19 protein-coding genes are annotated in these 21,435 nt (G+C 50.4%); 12 read left to right on the top strand and 7 right to left on the bottom strand.

The features are described 5' to 3' along the window. Positions 1–377: 377 nt before the first annotated feature. The 5 genes from ACT6RZ_RS14495 to gnd form a co-directional block, all read right to left on the bottom strand. On the bottom strand, positions 378–2,624 hold the full coding sequence (locus ACT6RZ_RS14495) for an Orn/Lys/Arg decarboxylase N-terminal domain-containing protein (protein WP_379029030.1): 2,247 nt from the start codon (positions 2,622–2,624) through the stop codon (positions 378–380). Between the two features lie 2 nt (positions 2,625–2,626). Beyond that, positions 2,627–2,956, bottom strand: a complete 330-nt coding sequence (locus tag ACT6RZ_RS14500; RefSeq protein WP_444702799.1) for a GIY-YIG nuclease family protein — start codon at positions 2,954–2,956, stop codon at positions 2,627–2,629. Between the two features lie 51 nt (positions 2,957–3,007). Then, positions 3,008–3,577, bottom strand: a complete 570-nt coding sequence (gene dcd, locus ACT6RZ_RS14505; RefSeq protein ID WP_444702800.1) for a dCTP deaminase — start codon at positions 3,575–3,577, stop codon at positions 3,008–3,010. A 183-nt stretch (positions 3,578–3,760) separates the two neighbouring features. Then, positions 3,761–5,236, bottom strand: coding sequence for a glucose-6-phosphate dehydrogenase (gene zwf / locus ACT6RZ_RS14510; protein ID WP_444702801.1), 1,476 nt, complete (start codon positions 5,234–5,236; stop codon positions 3,761–3,763). Between the two features lie 108 nt (positions 5,237–5,344). Further along, positions 5,345–6,250 carry a phosphogluconate dehydrogenase (NAD(+)-dependent, decarboxylating) gene (gene gnd, locus ACT6RZ_RS14515; RefSeq protein WP_444702802.1) on the bottom strand — a complete coding sequence of 302 codons (906 nt, stop codon included), beginning with the start codon at positions 6,248–6,250 and terminating at the stop codon, positions 5,345–5,347. Between the two features lie 233 nt (positions 6,251–6,483). Here gnd and pgl point away from each other — a divergent pair, with 233 nt between their 5' ends. Continuing rightward, positions 6,484–7,170 carry a 6-phosphogluconolactonase gene (pgl, locus tag ACT6RZ_RS14520; RefSeq protein WP_444702803.1) on the top strand — a complete coding sequence of 229 codons (687 nt, stop codon included), beginning with the start codon at positions 6,484–6,486 and terminating at the stop codon, positions 7,168–7,170. A 72-nt stretch (positions 7,171–7,242) separates the two neighbouring features. On the opposite strand, the gene ACT6RZ_RS14525 is transcribed toward pgl, so the two are convergent. Then, positions 7,243–7,797: a DUF1003 domain-containing protein gene (locus ACT6RZ_RS14525; protein WP_444702804.1), complete on the bottom strand. Its 555-nt coding sequence runs from the start codon at positions 7,795–7,797 to the stop codon at positions 7,243–7,245. Between the two features lie 12 nt (positions 7,798–7,809). Then, a complete protein-coding gene (gene apbC / locus ACT6RZ_RS14530) occupies positions 7,810–8,898 on the bottom strand; it encodes an iron-sulfur cluster carrier protein ApbC (RefSeq protein WP_444702805.1) in 1,089 nt (362 codons plus the stop codon). Between the two features lie 246 nt (positions 8,899–9,144). Between apbC and ACT6RZ_RS14535 the strand changes: the two genes are divergently transcribed. The 11 genes from ACT6RZ_RS14535 (at position 9,145) to ACT6RZ_RS14585 (ending at position 21,427) form a co-directional block, all read left to right on the top strand. Next, positions 9,145–10,491, top strand: coding sequence for a M48 family metalloprotease (locus ACT6RZ_RS14535; protein ID WP_444702806.1), 1,347 nt, complete (start codon positions 9,145–9,147; stop codon positions 10,489–10,491). A gap of 170 nt (positions 10,492–10,661) precedes the next feature. Then, positions 10,662–11,120: a fasciclin domain-containing protein gene (locus tag ACT6RZ_RS14540; protein WP_444702807.1), complete on the top strand. Its 459-nt coding sequence runs from the start codon at positions 10,662–10,664 to the stop codon at positions 11,118–11,120. A 447-nt stretch (positions 11,121–11,567) separates the two neighbouring features. Next, on the top strand, positions 11,568–13,736 hold the full coding sequence (metG, locus tag ACT6RZ_RS14545; protein ID WP_444702808.1) for a methionine--tRNA ligase: 2,169 nt from the start codon (positions 11,568–11,570) through the stop codon (positions 13,734–13,736). 206 nt (positions 13,737–13,942) lie between these two features. Continuing rightward, positions 13,943–16,234 (top strand): heavy metal translocating P-type ATPase, encoded by a 2,292-nt coding sequence (locus ACT6RZ_RS14550; protein WP_444702809.1) that lies wholly within the window; start codon positions 13,943–13,945, stop codon positions 16,232–16,234. A gap of 4 nt (positions 16,235–16,238) precedes the next feature. After that, a complete protein-coding gene (ccoS, locus tag ACT6RZ_RS14555) occupies positions 16,239–16,376 on the top strand; it encodes a cbb3-type cytochrome oxidase assembly protein CcoS (protein WP_325240666.1) in 138 nt (45 codons plus the stop codon). Between the two features lie 104 nt (positions 16,377–16,480). Continuing rightward, complete coding sequence (ccoN, locus tag ACT6RZ_RS14560) at positions 16,481–17,917, top strand: cytochrome-c oxidase, cbb3-type subunit I (protein ID WP_379056156.1); 1,437 nt, start codon at positions 16,481–16,483, stop codon at positions 17,915–17,917. A 10-nt stretch (positions 17,918–17,927) separates the two neighbouring features. Next, positions 17,928–18,554 (top strand): cytochrome-c oxidase, cbb3-type subunit II, encoded by a 627-nt coding sequence (gene ccoO / locus ACT6RZ_RS14565; protein WP_444702810.1) that lies wholly within the window; start codon positions 17,928–17,930, stop codon positions 18,552–18,554. Between the two features lie 15 nt (positions 18,555–18,569). Next, positions 18,570–18,710, top strand: coding sequence for a cbb3-type cytochrome oxidase subunit 3 (locus ACT6RZ_RS14570; RefSeq protein ID WP_444702811.1), 141 nt, complete (start codon positions 18,570–18,572; stop codon positions 18,708–18,710). A gap of 33 nt (positions 18,711–18,743) precedes the next feature. After that, complete coding sequence (gene ccoP, locus ACT6RZ_RS14575) at positions 18,744–19,640, top strand: cytochrome-c oxidase, cbb3-type subunit III (RefSeq protein ID WP_444702812.1); 897 nt, start codon at positions 18,744–18,746, stop codon at positions 19,638–19,640. Between the two features lie 15 nt (positions 19,641–19,655). Next, positions 19,656–21,101: a cytochrome c oxidase accessory protein CcoG gene (ccoG, locus tag ACT6RZ_RS14580; RefSeq protein ID WP_444702817.1), complete on the top strand. Its 1,446-nt coding sequence runs from the start codon at positions 19,656–19,658 to the stop codon at positions 21,099–21,101. A gap of 77 nt (positions 21,102–21,178) precedes the next feature. Next, on the top strand, positions 21,179–21,427 hold the full coding sequence (locus tag ACT6RZ_RS14585; RefSeq protein WP_444702818.1) for a FixH family protein: 249 nt from the start codon (positions 21,179–21,181) through the stop codon (positions 21,425–21,427). Positions 21,428–21,435 lie beyond the last annotated feature (8 nt).

Consider the following 21,435-nt stretch of genomic DNA (forward strand, 5'->3'; position numbering starts at 1 on the left):
GTGTGCAAGCCGCTAGGGCGAGTTTCGTTGGACGCCCACGCTGATGAGCAACGCAGGGAAAAAGCGGAAGCTAGGGTGCATTTCTTTTGGTTACGTTTTCTTTGGGCAAGCAAAGAAAAGTAACTCGCCTAGAGGCGAAATCAAACGCTGAAATAGACCACTGAACCATCCAAAGAAAAGTAACTCGCCTACAGGCGAAATAAAATGCTGAAATAGAACGAAAATCCATCCAAAGAAATACCGATTAAAACATCACAGCAAGAGCATCGCTCGCGATGGTTTTTTAAGCGCCCTTATTTGCCGCGCCCAGTGGCGAAAAGCAGCGGAACAAAAGTCATCAGACCTTCACTGTTTCTTCCGCTACTTTCAATCAGCCCCTAATCGTCCTGCTTGACACAATCAACAAAATATTCCGCTTTACCATTCACCAGTTGTTTTACCAAGCCATGGTTATCGGTCTCAAAACCCGGAAACTTCTCATTAAACTCGCGCGCGAATTTCAGGTAATTCACAATCACCTTGTTAAAGCGCTCACCAGGGATCAGCAACGGGATGCCCGGCGGGTAGGGCGTCAGCAATACGGCGGTGACGCGCTCTTCCAGATCATCGATCGCCACTCGCTCTATTTTGCGGTGTGCCATTTTTGAGAAAGCATCGGTCGGTTTCATGGCTGGTACCATGTCTGACAGATACATTTCGGTGGTCAGGCGCGCGACGTCATTGGCTTTGTAGACTTCATGGATCTGGGTAGACAGGTCTTTCAGGCCTATACGCTCATAACGCGGGTGTTTTTGCACGAATTCGGGCAATACTTTCCATAGCGGCTGGTTCTTGTCGTAGTCATCTTTAAACTGCTGCAAGGCGGCTACCATGGTGTTCCAGCGGCCTTTGGTGATGCCTATGGTAAACATGATAAAGAACGAGTAGAGGCCGGTTTTTTCTACGATCACGCCGTGCTCAGCCAGGTATTTGGTGACGATGGCAGCGGGTATGCCGAACTCTTCAGAGAAGTCGCCGTCCACATCCAGGCCCGGGGTGATGATGGTGGCTTTGATCGGGTCCAGCATGTTGAAGCCTTCGGCCAGGTTGCCGAAACCGTGCCAGCGTTCGTTGGCTTTCAGCATCCAGGCGTCGCGTTCTTCCAGGCCATCTTCGGATAAGTCAGTGGGCCCCCAGACCTTGAACCACCAGTCGGTGCCCCATTCTTCGTCTACCTTGCGCATGGCGCGGCGGAAATCCAGCGCTTCTTTCAGGGATTCTTCTACCAGGGCAGTGCCGCCTGGCGCTTCCATCATGGCGGCAGCCACGTCGCAGCTGGCAATAATGGAATATTGCGGGCTGGTGGAGGTGTGCATCAGGTAGGCTTCGTTGAACAGGTCTCTATCCAAATGGTTATCCTGTGCGTCCTGCACCAGGATCTGCGAAGCCTGGCTCAAGCCAGCCAGCAGTTTGTGGGTCGATTGGGTAGAGAACACCATAGACTCTTTACAGCGCGGACGGTCGGCACCTATGGCATGGTAATCACCATAAAAGTCATGGAATGTCGCATGTGGCAACCAGGCTTCGTCAAAGTGCAGGGTGTCTATCTTGCCATCCAGCATTTCCTTGATCTCTTCAACGTTGTACAACACGCCGTCATAGGTGGATTGCGTAATAGTCAGCACGCGTGGTTTGGCGTTTTTATCACTGGCGAACGGGTTGCGGGCGATTTTTTTCTGGATGTTCTCCCAGGCGAATTCGCTTTTCGGGATAGGGCCGATAATGCCGAAATGGTTACGCGTCGGCATCAGGAACACCGGGATCGCACCGGTCATGATGATAGAGTGCAGCACAGACTTATGGCAGTTGCGGTCTACCACCACGATGTCGCCTGGCGCGACGGTGGAGTTCCAGACGATCTTGTTGGAAGTCGAGGTGCCGTTAGTGACAAAGTACAAGTGATCGCAGTTGTAGATGCGCGCAGCATTGCGCTCTGAAGCAGCCACCGGGCCGGTGTGGTCGAGTAACTGGCCTAGTTCATCTACTGCGTTACACACGTCGGCACGCAGCATGTTCTCGCCAAAAAACTGGTGGAACATCTGACCAACTGGTGATTTCAGGAAAGCCACGCCGCCAGAGTGACCCGGGCAGTGCCAGGAGTAGGAGCCATCGGCCGCGTAATGCGTCAATGCCTTGAAGAACGGAGGTGGCAGGCTATCGAGATAGGCTTTTGCTTCGCGTATGATCAGGCGAGCCACGAATTCAGGTGTGTCTTCATTCATATGAATAAAGCCGTGCAGTTCACGCAACACATCGTTCGGGATATGGCGGCTGGTACGTGTCTCGCCGTGCAGGAAGATTGGGATCTCCTCATTGCGGTAGCGTATCTCCTGCACAAAATTACGCAGTTGCTCAATGGCTTCCGGCTTCTCCTCGACGATTTCCTCATCATCGATAGATAAAATAAACGCAGAAGCACGGCTTTGCTGTTGGGCAAATGAGGTCAGGTCACCATAGCTGGTCACCCCCAAAACTTCAGTACCTTCTTCTTCTATCGCTTTGGCCAGCACGCGTATGCCCAGGCCTGAAGAGTTTTCGGAGCGGAAGTCTTCGTCAATAATGACGACAGGAAAACGGAATTTCATAGTCAACCTTTGTAGTGGCTGTCATTCTGGCGTAGGCCAGAATCCAGACCAGTAATTTCACGATACAAGTCCAGCCAATCTGGATTCATCTGTTCAATAATGCGCAATTTTGCAATGCGCTTCCAAAATTTGAGTGCTTTTTCACGGCTGATTGCGGATTCCATAGTGGCGTGCAGTTCATACCAAACAAGCATGTGTAACTTATATTTTTTGGTAAAGCCTTCAGCAGCTCCGTGTTGGTGTTGCCAAACCCGTTTTATAAGGTTCGATGTTACGCCGATATACAATGTGCCATTGCGCTGATTAGTCATGATATAAACACATGGTTGCATATCAGTTTCTTCGCAGTTTTTATCTGGCCTGCGCCAGAATGACGACGAAAATCAGATTTTTGGCAAAGTCACACCGACCTGGCCCTGATATTTGCCACCACGGTCTTTATAGCTGGTTTCGCAGATCTCGTCCGACTCAAAGAACAGCACTTGCGCGCAGCCTTCACCGGCATAGATCTTGGCCGGCAGCGGTGTGGTGTTGCTGAACTCCAGTGTGACATAGCCTTCCCACTCTGGTTCAAATGGCGTGACATTGACGATGATGCCACAACGGGCATAAGTGGATTTGCCCAGGCAAACGGTCAGCACCGAGCGCGGAATGCGGAAATATTCAACCGTGCGCGCCAATGCAAAGGAGTTAGGCGGGATCACGCAGTAGCCTTTGCCGGAGACTTCGACAAACGATTGCGGGTCGAACTGTTTAGGGTCGACGATGGTGCTGTTGATATTGGTGAACACACGGAATTCGTCCGCACAGCGGATATCATAACCATACGATGAAGTACCGTAGGAGACGATTTTTTCGCCATTCTCTTCACGTATCAATGTCGGCGAAAACGGCTCGATCATGCCGTGTTGTTCAGCCATTCTGCGTATCCATTTGTCCGACTTAATGCTCATTGCTTTATCCAGTCTCCGCGCGCCAGGTGGTTGTTGTACAAGGCTTGCGATAAAGAGAAAAAAGCGGAGTTTAAACCCCGCTTTTAGTGAGTGCAAATAATAACAACAAATGTTGTCAGTTTTGCAATTTTTTTATGAATTTTTGGCGATTATTTAAGGCAGCGGTTTTGCAACCGCTGGTCTTTATTTGTCGCCGCCCAATTCAATGCTGTAGCGCCAGAATTGATCTTCACCTTCAAAGATCACTTTGGAAGCTTCAGGGTCACGGCTGCCGGCCGGGTATTGGTGTACCGGGCGCTTGTCTTCAGCCCAGGCTTTCACGACTGGATCAACCAGGCGCCATTGCGCTTCAGCTTCAGAAATATGCAGGTAGTTGGAGTTGTCACCCTGCATCAGGTTAAGCAACAGTGCCTCGTAAGCATCTACGCTGTCGTCGTTATCCTGACGGTTGGCGGCATCCAGCTGTATGGTGCGTGTCTGGATATCCAGGCCAGGGATCTTGGACTGGATTTCCAGTTTGATGCATTCACGTGGCTGTATGCCTATGATGAGCCAGTTCTGGTCTTGGTCATTGATCTGCAGCGGCGCTTTTTTGAAGCGGATAGCAATGCGGGTATCGGCTTCGTGCAGGCGTTTTGCGGTGCGGATATAGAACGGCACACCTTTCCAGCGCGGGTTGTCGATAAACAGTTTCAGTGCGGCATAAGTTTCAACCACGCTGTCTTTGTTACCCAGTTCATCCAGATAGCCAGGCACTTGTTCGCCATTGATCTCGCCAGCGCTGTACTGCGCACGGAAGGCGTGTTTTTCAAGTTCGTCCACCGGGATAGGGCGGATCTGCTCTAACAGCGCGATTTTCGCGTCGCGCACACCTTCAGGTGACAGGTCTTTTGGCAGTTCCATCGCGGTCAGTGCCAGGGTCTGCAGAATGTGGCTTTGCAACATGTCACGCAGCGCACCAGTGCTGTCGTAGAACTGGGTACGGTCGCCTACACCCAGCATTTCAGTGTTGGTGATCTGCACATGGTCTACATGCTGGTTATTCCAGATCGGTTCCAGCACGGTATTGGTAAAGCGTTGCAGCAGGATATTCTGCAAAGCCGATTTGCCCAGATAGTGGTCGATACGGTAGATCTGGCTTTCTTTCAGGTGCTTGGTGATAGCAGCCTGCAGTTCTTTGGCAGATGGCAGATCGGTACCAAATGGTTTCTCGATCACCACACGGCGCCAGTATTTGTCTTCTTGCGTCAGGCCTACGTTAGCCAATGACTCTACGACAGGGGCAAAGTCTACCGGGCGCACAGACAGGAAGTAAGCCAGGTTCTGCGGGAATACTTTTTCGTCACTCAGGGTCGCTTTCAGCTTGCTGAACGCATCCGGGTCGGTTGGCGGGTTGGCATGGTAAAAGTTACGTGCGATAAAACGCTCAAACACGGCCTGGTCGTAACCTTTTTTAAATTTTGCATCCAGCATGCTTTTGATGTCTGCACGCCAGGCTTCCAGGTCAACTACCTGACGGCCTACGCCTACGATTTTCAGGTCTGCCGGCAAGCGGCCCAGTGAGTCCAGTCTGAACAAACCAGGATATAGTTTAACGCGGGCCAGGTTGCCACTAGCGCCAAACAGTACCAGTGTGCAAGGATCAATTTTATTCGTCATTTCTAACCTTAAGATAAAAATGTAAACGGGAAAGGGCAAGCCTTTCCCATATTTTTAAAAAACAGTAGCAATAAGCAAAAAGCCTCTCATCAAGAGAGGCTTGTTTTATTACTTGGTTTTTACTGCGTGACCGCCGAATGCATTACGCATCAGGGAAAGCAGTTTGTAGCTGTAACCTTTTGAGTCCTGGCTGCGGAAGCGGGCTTGCAGTGCCACTGTCAGCACTGGCGCTGCTACGCCTTGTTCAACTGCTTCGACCACTGTCCAGCGGCCTTCGCCGGAGTCAGCCACGTATGGTGCGATCGCTTCCAGTTTCTGGTCATCTTTCAGCGCTTCAGCTGTCAGGTCCAGCAACCAGCTGCGTACCACGGAACCATGACGCCACAGTTCGGTGATCTGAGCCAGGTCAAGATGGAAATCTTCTTTACCCTTGATCAGGTCCAGGCCTTCAGCAAATGCTTGCATCATGCCGTATTCGATACCGTTATGTATCATTTTGGTGAAATGGCCGGAACCGACCGGGCCTACGTGCGCCCAACCACGGTCAACGTGTGTCAATGCCTGTGCATAAGGAGCCAATACGTCTGCGAACTGTTTGTCGCCACCGTACATTAAACAGTAGCCGTTATCCAGGCCCCAGATACCGCCAGAAGTACCGCAGTCGATAAAGCCGATACCATGTTCAGCCAGCAAAGCACCACGGCGTTGGCTGTGTTTGTAGTTAGAGTTACCGCCATCAACGATAATATCGCCTTTGTTCAGCAGTGGGATCAGGTCTTTGATTTGGTTTTCGGTGATTTCACCTGCTGGTAACATCAACCAGACGATTTTTTGGCCTTCCAGTTTGCTCACTGCATCAGCAACTGAGGTTGCTGCTTCAAGGCCTTCGTCTTTTACTAATTTGTTAACGAATTCGGTGTTAAAGTCAAAACCAACCACGTTGATTTTGTGACGAAGCAAACGTGCAGCCATATTGCCGCCCATTTTGCCCAAGCCAATCATTGCTAATTTCATTCGGATTTTCCTATGGTGTAAGGACAGTTATTAGAACACCCATCTTTTGGATGGCATGAACCCGAGCAGGGTTAATTTGATAATTTTGCAGAATTATCATGTCGAGTCAGTTATAATTATAACAAATGCAGCCAGCGACTGAAAGGCTGCATTTGTTATTTAACAAAAATGTCACAAAGTGTTTTTGTAAATGACTTATAAGTAGTTTTGTATCGTTTTCTTACAGGTTTTTTATGTCTTTGAATTCTCAAACACGCTGGCACACTTTTCAATCACAAGATGAGATCAATCAGGCCGCTTTGCAGCGTATTTTAACAGCTGCGGATGAAGCCATCGCCAAATATGGCGATTTCCTGATTGTTCTGGCAGGCGGCAGCACACCGAAAGCGGTGTACCAGTTGCTGGCTAAGGCCGATGCCGACTGGTCCAAATGGCATGTGTATCATAACGACGACCGTTGCCTGTCTGTGGATCACGCCGAGCGTAACAGCAAAATGGCGCGTGATGCCTGGTTGAGCCATGTGGCGATTCCTGAAAATCAGATCCACGATATTCCTGCTGAATTAGGCAATGTGGAAGGCGCCAAGGCCTATACAGAGACATTAAAAGGTGTGCGCACTTTTGATCTGGTCATCCTCGGCCTGGGCGAAGACGGCCACACCGCCAGCCTGTTCCCCGGCCAGGTGGTGAACAATACGGCAGATGCCGTGCCGGTGTTCAACTCACCCAAGCCACCGGCTGACCGCATCACCATCAGCCAGGACCGCCTGAATAACACCCATGAAGTCATGTTTCTGGTGACAGGTGCCGGCAAGCAGGAAGCGGTAGACAACTGGCGAAATGGCGTTGCCATCCCGGCCACGTTGATTCAGTCACCCAATGGTGTAGATGTCTACAATTTTGGTGTTGAGCTCAAGTAATCAGGCTTAACCATTAATAAAAAAGCGCCAACAGGCGCTTTTTTTATATGTTGAGTCTTTTGCAGCTGAAATTTATCTGGATCTATCCACCAGCAATTTTTCCAGCAGGGTGATCTGCTGCTGCTGCAATTGAATCAACTCCTGCCATTGCTGGTTACGCAGGCCATCCATTTTTTCATGCAGCAGCAATATCTCTAATTCTGCTTTCAGGTTCACTTCGTAGTCATGCTCGGCCTGGCCGCGGTCTATCTCGGCTTCACGATTCTGTGACATCAATATGATAGGTGCCTGGATAGAAGCCAGCATGGATAAAAACAGATTGAGCAGGATATAAGGGTAGGGGTCGAACGCGCTGCCGTGGCGTAACAAGATCACTGAGTTGAGCACCACCCAGCTGACCAGGATCAGCATGAAAATAAAGATGAAGGTCCACGACCCGCCAAAACGCGCCATGGCATCTGCGGCACGCTGCCCCAGGTTGGACTGCCCGCCAGGCTTTTGTGAAGGCTGGTAGGAGATGTGGCGGCGCTCGGTCAGCTGCCGCGCCACTCTTTGCGTACGTTCATCCATGGCTTCGTACTGCGCGCCTATCAGCTGTTCTGCAATATGATGCTCACGCATGGTCATGGCGATGTCTTTCTAGGTTTTCTGGATCACAATATTAGGGAATTTCGCACTATGGTCCAAACTGGCGATAGCGATCTTGCTGGCGGCTTTACGCGCGATCTGTTTATAGCTGGCCGAAACAGCACTGTCTGGCGCTGCCACCACGGTAGGCTGGCCGCTATCAGCCTGCATGCGGATATTGATATCCAGCGGCAAGCTGCCCAGCAGATCGACCTTGTAATCGCTTGCCATCAATGCGCCGCCACCGGCACCGAAGATATGCTCTTCGTGGCCGCAATTGGAGCAGATATGCGTACTCATGTTTTCGACTATGCCCAGGATAGGGATACCGACTTTCTCAAACATCTTGAGGCCTTTGCGCGCATCCAGCAGGGCGATGTCTTGCGGCGTAGTGACGATGATCGCCCCGGTCACCGGGATCTTCTGCGCCAGCGTCAATTGAATGTCACCCGTGCCTGGTGGCAGATCTATCACCAGGTAATCCAGGTCTTGCCAGCGCGTGTCGCGTAATAGTTGCTCCAGCGCGCCTGTCACCATAGGCCCGCGCCACACCATGGGCGTATCGGTGTCCACCAGAAAACCGATACTCATGGCCTGGATGCCGTGCGCACGCATAGGTTCTATGCTCTTGCCATCGGCACTGTCCGGGCGGCCGCTAATACCCAGCATCTGCGGCTGGCTGGGGCCGTAAATATCGGCATCCAGCAAGCCTACGGTTGCACCTTCAGCTGCTAATGCCAGTGCGAGGTTGACTGAGGTGGTAGATTTGCCGACGCCACCTTTGCCGGAAGCTACGGCGATCACATTCTTCACATTGGGTAGCAAATTCACACCGCGTTGCGCGCTATGGGCGACGATACGGCTGCCAATGTTGACGGTGATATTGCCTATGCCTTCAATACTCCGCAAAGCATCAACAACCTGCTGGCGTATCACATCAAACTGGGTTTGCGCCGGATAGCCCAGCACCACGTCCAGGCTGACATCGTTGCCGCTGATCTGGATATTCTTGATGGATTTGGCACTGATAAAATCCTTGCCGGTATTCGGGTCTATGCACAGTTTTAAAGTGCTTTGAATCAATAGTTCGCTGATGGCCATGCTTGGGATTCCTGCAGAAATGCCTGACTAAATGAATCGGGTATTTTACTGCATCCCTTGCAATTAGGCACCCCACTAATTTCAGACACTTTTTTCATCGCATTGCAGTAGTTTTAATGTCAGATAACCTGTAAAGTTATGTCAAAATATGATCCGGTGAATAGCCATTTACTCTGGATTAAAATCGACTTATGCTACGGTTTTAAGCATAAAAACAACCTAAAAAATAACAGGATAGGATCAATCATGCGCTGCTACAGACTGGTTGTGATTAGCGTCTTGCTGATGTTGGTGACGGGGTGTGCCACGAATGCCATGACAGGCAGAAAGCAGCTGGCATTTGTTTCCGAAAAATCGGTGATACAGCAAAGTGACAGCATGTATCTGTCACTGGTGGATGGTTACGAGAAAAAAGGCAAGATCTCAAAAGACCCTGCAGTGAACGAGCGCGTGCGTACCATCACCAACCGGCTGGTACACCGCGCCATAGAATACAGGCCGGAAACCGTAGACTGGAACTGGCAAGTCAATGTGATAGAAGATGACACGCCCAATGCATTCTGCATGCCTGGCGGCAAAATGGGGGTGAACACCGGCCTGCTGGAGAAGATACAGCCCAGCGACGACGAACTGGCCCAGGTCATGGGGCACGAGATCTCGCACGCCCTGGCTAACCACGGTGCCGAAAAGATGTCGAATCAGATCCTTGGCCAGATCATAGTCGGCACTGTCGCCGTGGTCGCCGCCGCTGCTGATAGCAATAATGGCCGCTACAACCAGCAAACGCAAAGAGTGGTTCAAGATGTGGCTGTGGTCGGCGCGGCTGCATTCATCACCCTGCCCAATAGCAGGACTGCCGAAACTGAAGCAGATAAAATGGGCGTGGAGATCGCCGCACAAGCCGGTTATGACCCGGCCGCAGCCATCAGCATATGGGAAAAGATGATGAGTGCCACCGGCCAGGATACACGCGGTGATTTCTGGAGCACCCATCCTTCATCCCCTAACAGGATAGATGCATTCAAAGCCCTGCAAGACCCCATGCAGCAGATCTATGCGCAAAGCAAAGCAAGCTACAGCGCGGAAAACCAACCCAGTTACAACTTTGTAAAAATGGGCACCGACCCCTTAGCCAACTCAAGCAATGTCAGGGTGGTGACCAGCGAAGGTGCCAGCAATAGCTTCGCCCCGCCCAATGCAGTGATCAAACCACGCATATTCTATTCTGCCGAGTACGCCGCGTTTAAACAAGGCACGCTGGAGTTGACCTGCGTGAATTGCGGGCTGACCAACCTGATGAATAATTCAACCATCAACGAATATCTGCAAAAAGAAGATTGGCGCAGATTGATGCAAACGCTGATCAAAGTGAACCACAAATCCGATCTGTCTTATTACCATTTGGGGCTTGCTGCCGAGGGCATGGGCCACAAAGAGGCGGCAAAGATCTATTTTGAAAAAGCCAGAGAGCTGTTCCACGGCCAGGAATTCAGTTGTGCCACGGCTAAAATGAACAAATGCAAAGACATTGATATTGCACAGTTAGTTGAAGTGAAACTGGTGAATGAAGAGCAGTTGTTAACTGAAAAGTAGCGCTGCACTCATCACCTGCATTCGCGGCTATATATGGCCTTGGTAAGGTGCCTGTAAGTTTTAAGGGCAGGGCGGTAAGTTAAGCGTAAGGCGAGAGGGATAGTGTGAGTACATGGGTGACGGGGTCGCAAGACCGACATCCGTGCTTAATCATTATCAGGAAAGCCATCATGAAAAAAATACTCGCACTCACACTTCTAGCCGCCAGCTTTTCCAGCATGGCCTATGCAGATACCTTGCTGCAAACCGCACAACAGGATGGCAGTTACAAAACCTTTTTAAAAGCAGTCAAAATCGCGGGTCTGGATAACACCTTGAATGGCGACGGCCCGATGACGGTATTTGCGCCTGATGACGCCGCTTTTGCCAAACTGCCCAAAGCCAAGTTCAACGCCTTGATGGCGAATAGCGAGCAACTTAAAAAAGTGCTTTCTTACCATATCTACCCCGGCAAGATCACCCAGGCCGACGTGAGCGCCGGCAAAATTAAATCCTTGGAAGGCGCTGATTTGCAGCTCTCAGTCACCGAAGGCGTAAAAGTGAATAACGTGAAAGTGACAGGTAATGAAATCAATGCTGACAATGGCGTGATTCATACCATTAGTGCGGTGTTGATTCCGAAAAGCTAGAGGTCGTAAATTCTTTTAAAGCCGTTCTTTGGCTTGAATAAACTGATTGAAGATAGCTCCCACCACCTCTAATAGTCACTAGAGGCGGTGGCCAATAAATAGCCAGGGAAGTTGTGGTTGGAAAATCAGCGTAAGCTATCAATTCCCTTTTTTGCATGTATCCAGAACATTCATGATATTTATTAATCTGGAACAAAATGCCTGCTCAGGCTAGATCAGATACCCCGTGCTGCACCTGCTGTAACAAAGATTGTACTCAAGCAAGCGCCACCGCACTAAAATACTCATAGTCAAACAGCTTGTTTACCAAGAGCGTTGCCGTTAATTTCTTATTAAGGTTATAGCTGGTTAGAAATTAAATACGGCGTATCCCGATTATCCGCATAAATGTCGCAGAAACGCGCGCTGGTTTGCTAAAATAGCACCTTTTACTTCGGTCTTGCTTTCATGACACGCAAACTTCTGGTGACTTCCGCCTTGCCTTATGCCAATGGCAGTATCCATTTGGGGCATCTGGTTGAATATATTCAAACCGATATCTGGGTGCGTTTTCAGAAAATGCAGGGCCATACTGTGCACTATGTTTGCGCGGATGACACGCATGGCACGCCTATCATGTTGCGTGCTGAAAAAGAAGGCATCACGCCTGAGGCGCTGATCGCAAAGGTGCATGTGGAGCACAGCCAGGATTTTGCCGATTTTCTGGTGCAGTTCGATAACTATTATTCCACCAATTCTGAAGAGAATCGCCAGTTATCCGGCAATATCTACCGTGCGCTGAAAGCCAATGGCAAGATCGCCAATAAGACGATTGAACAGTATTTTGACCCGGTCAAGAGCATGTTCCTGCCTGACCGTTTTATCAAAGGCGAGTGCCCCAAGTGCCATACCAAGGATCAATACGGTGATAACTGTGAATCCTGCGGCGCGACGTATAGCCCGACCGACCTGATCAACCCTTATTCAGCGGTGTCTGGCGCGACGCCGGTGCGTAAAGAGACCGAGCATTACTTTTTTAAATTAAGTGAGTGCGTGGACTTTTTGCGTGACTGGACGCGTTCTGGCAGCTTGCAGGCCGAAGCTGCCAACAAGATGAACGAGTGGCTGGGTGAAACGGGTGAGAACAAGTTGTCTGACTGGGATATCTCCCGCGATGCGCCTTACTTTGGTTTTGAGATCCCGGATGCGCCTGGCAAGTATTTCTATGTCTGGCTGGATGCGCCTATAGGCTATATGGCCAGTTTTAAAAATATGGTAACTACTATCAATGCAAAAGTAGATGCTGGTGACTTGCCAATTTCAGAAAGATTGGATTTTGATAAATATTGGAAAAAAGAAGGTAATGAAGGTTTTAATCCAAGCACTGAGCTTTATCACTTTATAGGTAAAGACATACTTTATTTCCATGCCTTATTTTGGCCTGCAACATTGGAATATTCCGGTCACCGCAAGCCCACGCAAGTATTTGCACATGGTTTTCTGACAGTGAATGGAGAGAAAATGTCCAAGTCACGAGGAACTTTTATCACTGCACGCAGTTACCTTGATCACGTTAAGAACCCAGAATACTTGCGTTATTACTACGCAGCCAAACTGAACGGCAGCATGGAAGATGTCGATTTGAATTTGGAAGATTTCGTCGCGCGGGTAAATAGTGATTTAGTAGGTAAATATATCAATATCGCCAGCCGTACTGCTGGATTTATCCATAAATTCTTTAATGGACGGGTTTCTGAGCCACTTTTACTTGGAACGTTTGATAATGACCCCGTAAAAAGACCTGGATTAGTTATATGGCAAATTAAAAAAGAATCTACGGTTATCTCAAAGCATTTTGAGGCTAGAAACTTCAGCCAAGCAGTTGTATCAATTATGAAGTTGGCTGATGTTGCTAACGCGTATATTGCAGAAAAAGCTCCTTGGGTGTTGGCAAAAAATCTGAATGATAAAGCTGATGAGTTCGCATTAAGGCAGATTTGCTCTGAATCTTTAGAGATATTTAGATTGCTAAGCATATATCTGAAGCCTGTCTTACCTAGTCTTGTTCAAAGCGTGGAAAGCTTTCTGAATATCGAACCTTTGATGTGGGATGATATCAACAAGCCACTAACTCAGGAGCACTTGATTAAAGAGTATTCTCATATGATTACTCGGATTGAAAACAAGCAGATAGAAGCTATGGTTGATGCCAACAAGGAAAACCTGCAGGCAACTGCGGCGGCTCCGGTGAAGTCTGAAGCAAAGGCAGAAAAGAAGGCAGAAGCGACTGCAGCAGCAGAAGGGGGTGCTTATATTTCTATTGATGACTTTGCCAAGGTCGATCTGCGCATAGCAAAGATCGTCAGTGCCGAGCATGTGGAAGGCGCAGAAAAGCTGCTGAAATTAATGCTGGATATCGGCGAAGAAAACCCACGTCAGATATTTGCCGGGATTAAGTCTGCCTATGACCCGGCCAGCCTGGTCGGACGCCTGACCGTGATGGTCGCTAACCTCGCGCCACGCAAGATGAAATTCGGCCTGAGTGAAGGCATGGTGCTGGCAGCCAGTGACGAGCGCGGCGGGCCTTACATCCTGTCTCCAGACAGCGGTGCCCAGCCAGGCATGAAAGTGAAGTGATAAATGTTGGCATGCCGGAGCCGATTGCTCCGGCAATTGCTATTTCAGCGGTGTATCTGTTAGCAGATGTTTGCGCTGAATCAAGTAACAGGCAGCCGTTTTCGGGTTTAATCTACCCTTCAAATATCAGCTAAGACGTTGATTTATATTATATCCAATCATATAATATAAAGTTGTATAATGTTTCACGAATGGTCCATATTGCAATGGCAAAGTCGCAGGTAGTGAACAGCGCAAACCCCTGGCAAGGACTGGATATCCAGTCTGAATGGGAGCGTTTTAGCCAGCGCGAGTCAAGCTCATCCAGCATCTGGACCTCACATGTCTGGGTCGACAGCATGCATTGCGCCGCCTGTAGCGGGCGTATAGAACAAAATATCAAACAGATCCCCGGCGTACTTGCCGTCTATGCCAGTGCTGCTTCCAAACGCGTACGTGTGGTTTGGGATGCGCAAAAGATCTCCCCTTCGCAATGGTTCGCCAATCTGGATCAGATAGGCTATTCCGCCTTGCCACTCAACGAGTACAACGCCATCACCGATAGAACCATACAGCAGCGCAAGATGCTGTGGCGGCTGGTGGTCGCGGTTTTCTGCATGATGCAGGTCATGATGTACGCCTACCCGACCTATACGGCTGACAGCAACGACATGGCGCCGGATATGGTGCAGTTGATGAAATGGGCTTCGTGGGTGCTGACATTGCCGGTGATGCTGTTCTCGGCGACGCCATTTCTGTCGCAAGCCTGGGCCAGTATCAGGCAGCGCCAGTTGGGCATGGATGTGCCGGTGTCGCTGGGTATCATCGCCGCATTCGTCATGAGCACACTGGCGACGTTTGCGCCTGGCGGCTGGTGGGGCGATGTGGTGTATTACGATTCACTCACCATGTTCGTCAGTTTCCTGCTGATCGGACGCTGGCTGGATGTGAAGCTGCGCAACCGCACCGCCGGCGCGCTGGAAAACATGATGCGCCGCTTGCCCAATGCGGTGCTCAAGAAAAACGAGGCCGGCGAGTGGGTGCAGATCGCTGCCAGTAATATCAATGTCGGCGATATCCTGTTCGTGCGTCCGGGTGAAGTGTTCGCCGCGGATGGCAAAGTGGTGGTCGGCAATACCAGTGCTGATGAATCCATGCTTACCGGCGAGTCTGAGCCGGTGATGAAAGCTACCGGCGCGCAAGTGATCGCCGGTTCTGGCAACCTGACTTCAGTGATAGAAATGCAGGTTGAGCAGGTGGGCGAGGGCACTCAATACCATGCGCTGGTCAATCTGATGGCTTCGGCATCGACAGAAAAACCTGGCATCGCCCTGCTGGCAGATAAAGTGGCGCAACCTTTCCTGTGGGGCGTATTGCTGGCAGCGCTGGTGGCGGTGGTCTACTGGTGGGCTGTCGACCCGGCCAAAGCGGTGATGTCTGCAGTGGCGGTGCTGGTGGTGACCTGCCCGTGCGCATTGTCGCTGGCGACCCCGGCCGCCATGCTTGCCAGCGCGGGTACGTTTGCCAAAGGTGGCGTGCTGATACGCCGCCTGCAGGCGATCCAGGCGATCAGCGAGATAGACACCATCGTGTTTGATAAGACAGGCACGCTGACAGAAAACCTGCAGCAAGTGCAGCTGGCTGAACTGCATGCCGACTGGGGCAATACCCTGGTCCTCGATATGCTGGCTTCTGTCACGCGTGACTCGCTGCACCCGGTGGCCAAGGCGCTGCACACGTATGCGCTGACGCAGGACGCCGTGAGTGACCTGGCCATGCATGACTGGCAGGAAGTGATAGGCGGCGGTATTTCAGCCACGCTGGATACCCAGGCTGACACTGCCGTGGCAGTCAGACTTGGCAATGCGCAATTCACCGGCATGGCCGAAGCAGAGGCCTCGGCAGAGCGCCAGGTATATCTGGTGGCAGGCCAGGTGATGGTCGCCAGATTCACGCTGGTCGAGCAAGTGAAGCCGCATGCCAAGGCGGCGATTTCACAATTAATTTCACAAGGGCTTGATATTCAACTGTTATCTGGTGATAGAATAGCGCCGGTAAAAAATCTGGCATTACAACTCGGTATTACGAGTGCGTCAGGTCTGCAAAAAGCAGAAGATAAGCTGCAACACGTGATGTTGCTGCAACAACAGGGGCGGAAAGTTTTAATGGTTGGTGATGGTTTGAATGACGGCCCTGTCATTGCTGCAGCGCATACTTCTATTGCAATGGGTACCGGCGTCCCTTTGACGCAGGCACAAGCCGATATGGTGATTTTGGGCAATGATATCGGAGTGCTGGTTTCGCTCATTTCGCACTGCAAGAAAACCATCCTCATCGTTAAACAAAATTTGTTATGGGCGGCGCTTTATAACGCTGCCGGCGTGCCTTTAGCGATCATGGGCCTGCTGCCAGCCTGGTTAGCCGGCTTAGGCATGGCGGCCAGTTCGCTGCTGGTGTTGCTCAATGCATTGCGCTTGACCGATTGGGACAAGTCGCGTTGGCAGAAAGGTCAGGCATAGCTCTATGGAAATAGCATTTATGTTGATACCACTGGCAGTGCTGCTGGTGTTTGTGATTCTGGGTGGCTTTTGGTGGGCCATCCATACAGGACAATTTGAGGATCTGGAAGAAGAAGGGTCCCGAATACTAGAGCAGGATTGATATGTGTCAAATGCTCGCCATGTAATGTGTGCGATATTGGGTGTGTATCTAAAAAAAGTAGTTTTTTCATGTTGGGTGTTTGTTTTAATGATTGGGAGAAATCCATGCAAGATGCAACCGTGAAGGCTGCGACCTACAATGACAAAGTAGTGCGCCAATTCGCAATCATGGCAGTGGTTTGGGGTGTGTTTGGCACATTGATGGGCGTGATCATTGCGTCCCAGCTGGTGTGGCCAGATTTAAACCTGGGCTTGTCATATACTTCTTTCGGCCGCTTGAGACCACTGCATACCAATGCGGTGATTTTTGCATTTGGCGGCTGTGCTTTGTTTGCGACTTCGTACTATGTCGTACAACGTACCTGCCAGACGCGCTTGTTCAGCGATAAACTGGCGAGCTTTACTTTCTGGGGCTGGCAAGCGGTGATCGTCGCTGCGGCTATCTCCCTGCCTTTGGGTTACACCCAGGGTAAAGAGTACGGCGAGCTGGAATGGCCTATCGATATCCTGATCGCTGTGGTGTGGATCTCTTATGCCATCGTGTTCTTCGGTACCATAGGTATCCGCAAGGTCAAACACATTTACGTGGCTAACTGGTTCTACGGTGCGTTTATCCTGGCGGTGGCTTTGTTGCACATCGTTGAGAGTGCGGCTATCCCGGCTGGCTGGTTCAAGTCTTACTCTGCTTATGCAGGGGTACAAGATGCGATGGTGCAGTGGTGGTATGGTCACAACGCGGTTGGTTTCTTCCTGACAGCTGGTTTCCTGGGCATGATGTACTACTTTGTGCCTAAGCAAGCCGAGCGTCCTGTGTATTCTTACAGCCTGTCTATCGTGCACTTCTGGGCACTGATCTTTACTTATATGTGGGCGGGTCCTCACCATCTGCATTACACCGCATTGCCAGACTGGACACAGTCATTGGGTATGGTGTTATCGCTGATCCTGTTTGCACCTAGCTGGGGCGGTATGATCAACGGCATCATGACCTTGTCCGGCGCATGGCACAAACTGCGTACTGACCCTATCCTGCGTTTCCTGATCGTTTCACTGTCTTTCTACGGTATGAGTACGTTTGAAGGCCCTATGATGGCGATCAAGACTGTGAACGCTTTGTCTCACTACACTGACTGGACCGTAGGCCACGTGCACTCTGGTGCTTTGGGCTGGGTAGGTTTCATTTCCATCGGCTCACTGTACTTCCTGATCCCGCGCCTGTTCGGCCAGAAACAGATGTACAGCGTGAAAGCGATCGAAGTGCATTTCTGGATGGCAACCATTGGTGTGGTGTTATACATCGCAGCATTGTGGATTTCCGGTGTGATGGAAGGTTTGATGTGGCGTGCCATGAACGCTGACGGTACTTTGGCTTATACCTTTGTGGAAAGCGTAAAAGCAAAATTCCCGTACTACCTCACCCGTGCGATTGGTGGTTTCCTCTACATGAGCGGTTTAGTGATCATGTTGTGGAACACCTATAAAACAGCAACTAGCGGCAAACCAGCCACGGTAGAGATACCGGCTGTGGTTGCACACGCTTAAGGAATTCATCATGGCATCTCATGAACACAAAAGTGGCAATCTGCACGAGAAGATAGAAACCAACAACTTTCTGTTGATCGTGCTGACTTTAATCACCATCTCTTTTGGTGGTTTGGCAGAAATCGTGCCTTTGTTTTTTCAAAAGACACTGACAGAACCTATCCGTGGTTTGCAGCCATACACTGCATTACAGCTGGCTGGCCGTGACATCTATCAACGTGAAGGTTGCTACAACTGCCACTCACAGATGATACGTCCTTTCCACGCTGAAACGCTGCGTTACGGTCACTACTCAGTGGCTGGTGAATATGTTTACGATCACCCGTTCCAATGGGGTAGCAAGCGTACTGGTCCTGACTTGCATAGGGTAGGCGGTAAATACACTGATGACTGGCACCGTGTGCATTTGAACCAGCCGCGTGACGTGGTTCCAGAATCCATCATGCCAGCTTATCCCTGGTTGAATGAAAACCTGGTTGACGATACGACCATTGGTGACCATATGGCGGCCCTGCGCAGAGTAGGCGTGCCATACACCGATGAGCAGATCAAAGAAGGTGGTGCTGCCATTAAGGGTAAAACTGAAATGGATGCACTGGTGGCTTACCTGCAAGTGTTGGGTATACACCTCAAATAAATAAGGAGACGCGCCATGGATATCATCAGCATATTACGCATACTGTTTACATTACTGACCTTTGCCCTGTTTGTAGTGATCGCAGTGTGGGCATGGCGCAATCGTAACTCCGCACAGTTCAAGGACGCGCAGAACCTGCCGTTCGATCAAGACTAAAACCCTGTGCGGAAAGGTTAAGGGAAAAACATCATGAGTGATTTTGTAAGTGGATTTTGGCCGATCTGGATTTCGACCATTACCCTGGGTGGGATTGCATTCTGTGTCGGCTTGCTGATTTTCGCTAGCCGCGTAAAAGTGACTTTGGATAGTGATAATACCAATGGTCACGAGTGGGACGGCATCAAGGAAATGAACAATCCGTTGCCAATGTGGTGGGTAGGCTTGTTTATCATCACGGTGATCTTTGGTCTGGCTTACCTGTACCTGTTCCCGGGTCTGGGTGAGTACCAAGGCAAATTTGGCTGGACCGGCGTCAAGCAGTACGAAGCTGAAGTGGCTAAAAACAATGAAAAAGTTGCGCCGCTGTATGCCAAATATGCCGCGATGTCTGTAGAAGATGTTGCCAAGATCCCTGAAGCACGTGATATCGGTAAACGTATCTTCCTGAACAACTGCGCAGCTTGCCATGGATCAGATGCCAAAGGTAGCCGCGGCTTTCCTAACCTGTCAGACAATGACTGGTTATACGGTGGCAGCCCGGAACGCATCAAGGAAACCATCACTGAAGGCCGTATCGGCATGATGCCGCCAATGGCAGCCGCTGTCGGTAGCGAAGAAGACGTTAAAAACGTGGCTAACTACGTATTGAGCCTGTCTGGCAGCATCCATGACTCGGGTCGTGCCAATGCCGGTAAGGATAAATTCGTGGTCTGTGCAGCTTGCCACGGCGCTGACGGTAAAGGTAACCAGATGATAGGTGCACCTAACCTGACAGACAACACCTGGTTGCATGGCCAGGGTGAAGCAGCCATCATCAAGCGTATACACGAAGGTAAAACCAACCAGATGCCAGCCTGGGAAGAGAAATTCAGTCCTGAGCAGATCCATCTGCTGACCGCTTATGTTTGGGGTCTTTCCAACAAGTAAGGCATGCAAAAATCCATGGGCGACATTGGAAAAAATGCTGTGAAAATAACCACCATTCCTGAGCAGGAGGTGGTTTTTTCGCTTTATAAATCTGAAGATAAGGTTTACGCGCGTAGCGTTTCCGGTCTTTACAACAACTGGCGTTGGGTGATGGTGTGGGTGACGCAGTTGTTTTTCTATGGCGTGCCCTGGTTGCAGTGGGATGGCCGCCAGGCCATGCTGTTCGACCTGGAAGGCATGCGCTTCTACGTGTTTGGCCTGATCTTTCATCCGCAGGATCTGATCTACCTTTCATTCCTGCTCATCGTCTCTGCATTGTCGCTGTTCCTGTTCACTGCGATCGCCGGGCGGCTGTGGTGTGGTTACACCTGCCCGCAAACGGTATACACCGAAATCTATATGTGGATGGAGCAGAAGATAGAAGGTGACCGTATTGCGCGCATGCGCCTGGATGACAGCAAATGGAACCTGAACAAGATCACGCGTAAATCGCTGAAACAGTTCGCCTGGATCGCGTTCGGCTTGTGGACCGGCGTCACCTTTGTTGGCTATTTTGCGCCTATGCGCGAGCTGGTGCCTAACCTGATCCAGCTGGAGTCAGGGGTGTGGGAGACCTTCTGGGTACTGTTTTATGGCTTTGCCACCTATGGCAACGCCGGTTATATGCGTGAACAGGTATGCAAATACATGTGCCCGTATGCGCGTTTCCAGAGTGCCATGTTTGATGGCGACACCATGACAGTCACCTACGATGAAGCGCGTGGTGAACCGCGTGGCTCGCGCTCTAAAAAAGCTGGCGAGAATGCCAATGGCCTGGGTAGTTGCATTGATTGCAATATCTGCGTGCAGGTGTGCCCGACCGGCATCGATATCCGCAACGGCTTGCAACATGAGTGTATCGGTTGCGGCGCCTGTATCGATGCCTGTGATGATGTCATGGATAAAATGGGTTATGCCAAAGGGCTGATCAAATATACGACACAGAACGGTATAGATAACCGCTGGAGCCGGCAGCAGATGCTGGCGCGCCTGTTAAGGCCACGCGTGCTGATCTACTCGACTATCCTGATGACCATGGTGGTTGGCATGGTGGTCAGCATCTATTACAAACCTGATTTCAGGCTGGATGTGTTGCGTGACCGCGCGGTGATGGCGCGTTATACCAATGATGGCAAGATTGAGAACGTGTATAACCTCAAGCTGGAAAATGAGACCGAAGTAGAGCGGGATTATGACCTGAAAGTCACTGGTTTACCTGATCTGGCCGTGCATTTTTCCGATAATAATGTGCAGCAGATCAAAGCGCTTAAACCTTTTGAGAAGCGTAATGTCATTGTTGAGGTGCAGCTGCCGGATGGTGAGACACGCGCCGGATCACACAAGATATTCTTTGAAATGACGGATATTCAAGGCAAAGAAACCATCAAGGAAAAATCTGTATTTATCGTGCCCAGTAATTAATGGGTCAGCTGCTAATGAACGACGAACGAACGGAGTAAAGCAAAGTGGCACAAGGCATAATGCATAAAGGAACACAGATGGTCGATGCACAGAAATGGTACCAGAACCCCTATGTCTGGTTGATTATTGGCGGCCCGGCGCTGGTGGTGGTGGCTTCTTTTATCACGCTGTATCTGGCGATCACCCATCCTGACCCTCCGATAGACGATTACTATCGCAAAGGCATAGAGATCAACAAAACGCTGGATGCCGAGAGAGATGGCATGGCGCCCGCAGTGCAGGCCAGAAACCATGCACAAACCGGCATGAAACCGGCCGACGATTAAACCCTCAT

Origin of the sequence: Methylophilus sp. (assembly GCF_052437885.1) — a bacterium.
Lineage (GTDB): Bacteria > Pseudomonadota > Gammaproteobacteria > Burkholderiales > Methylophilaceae > Methylophilus.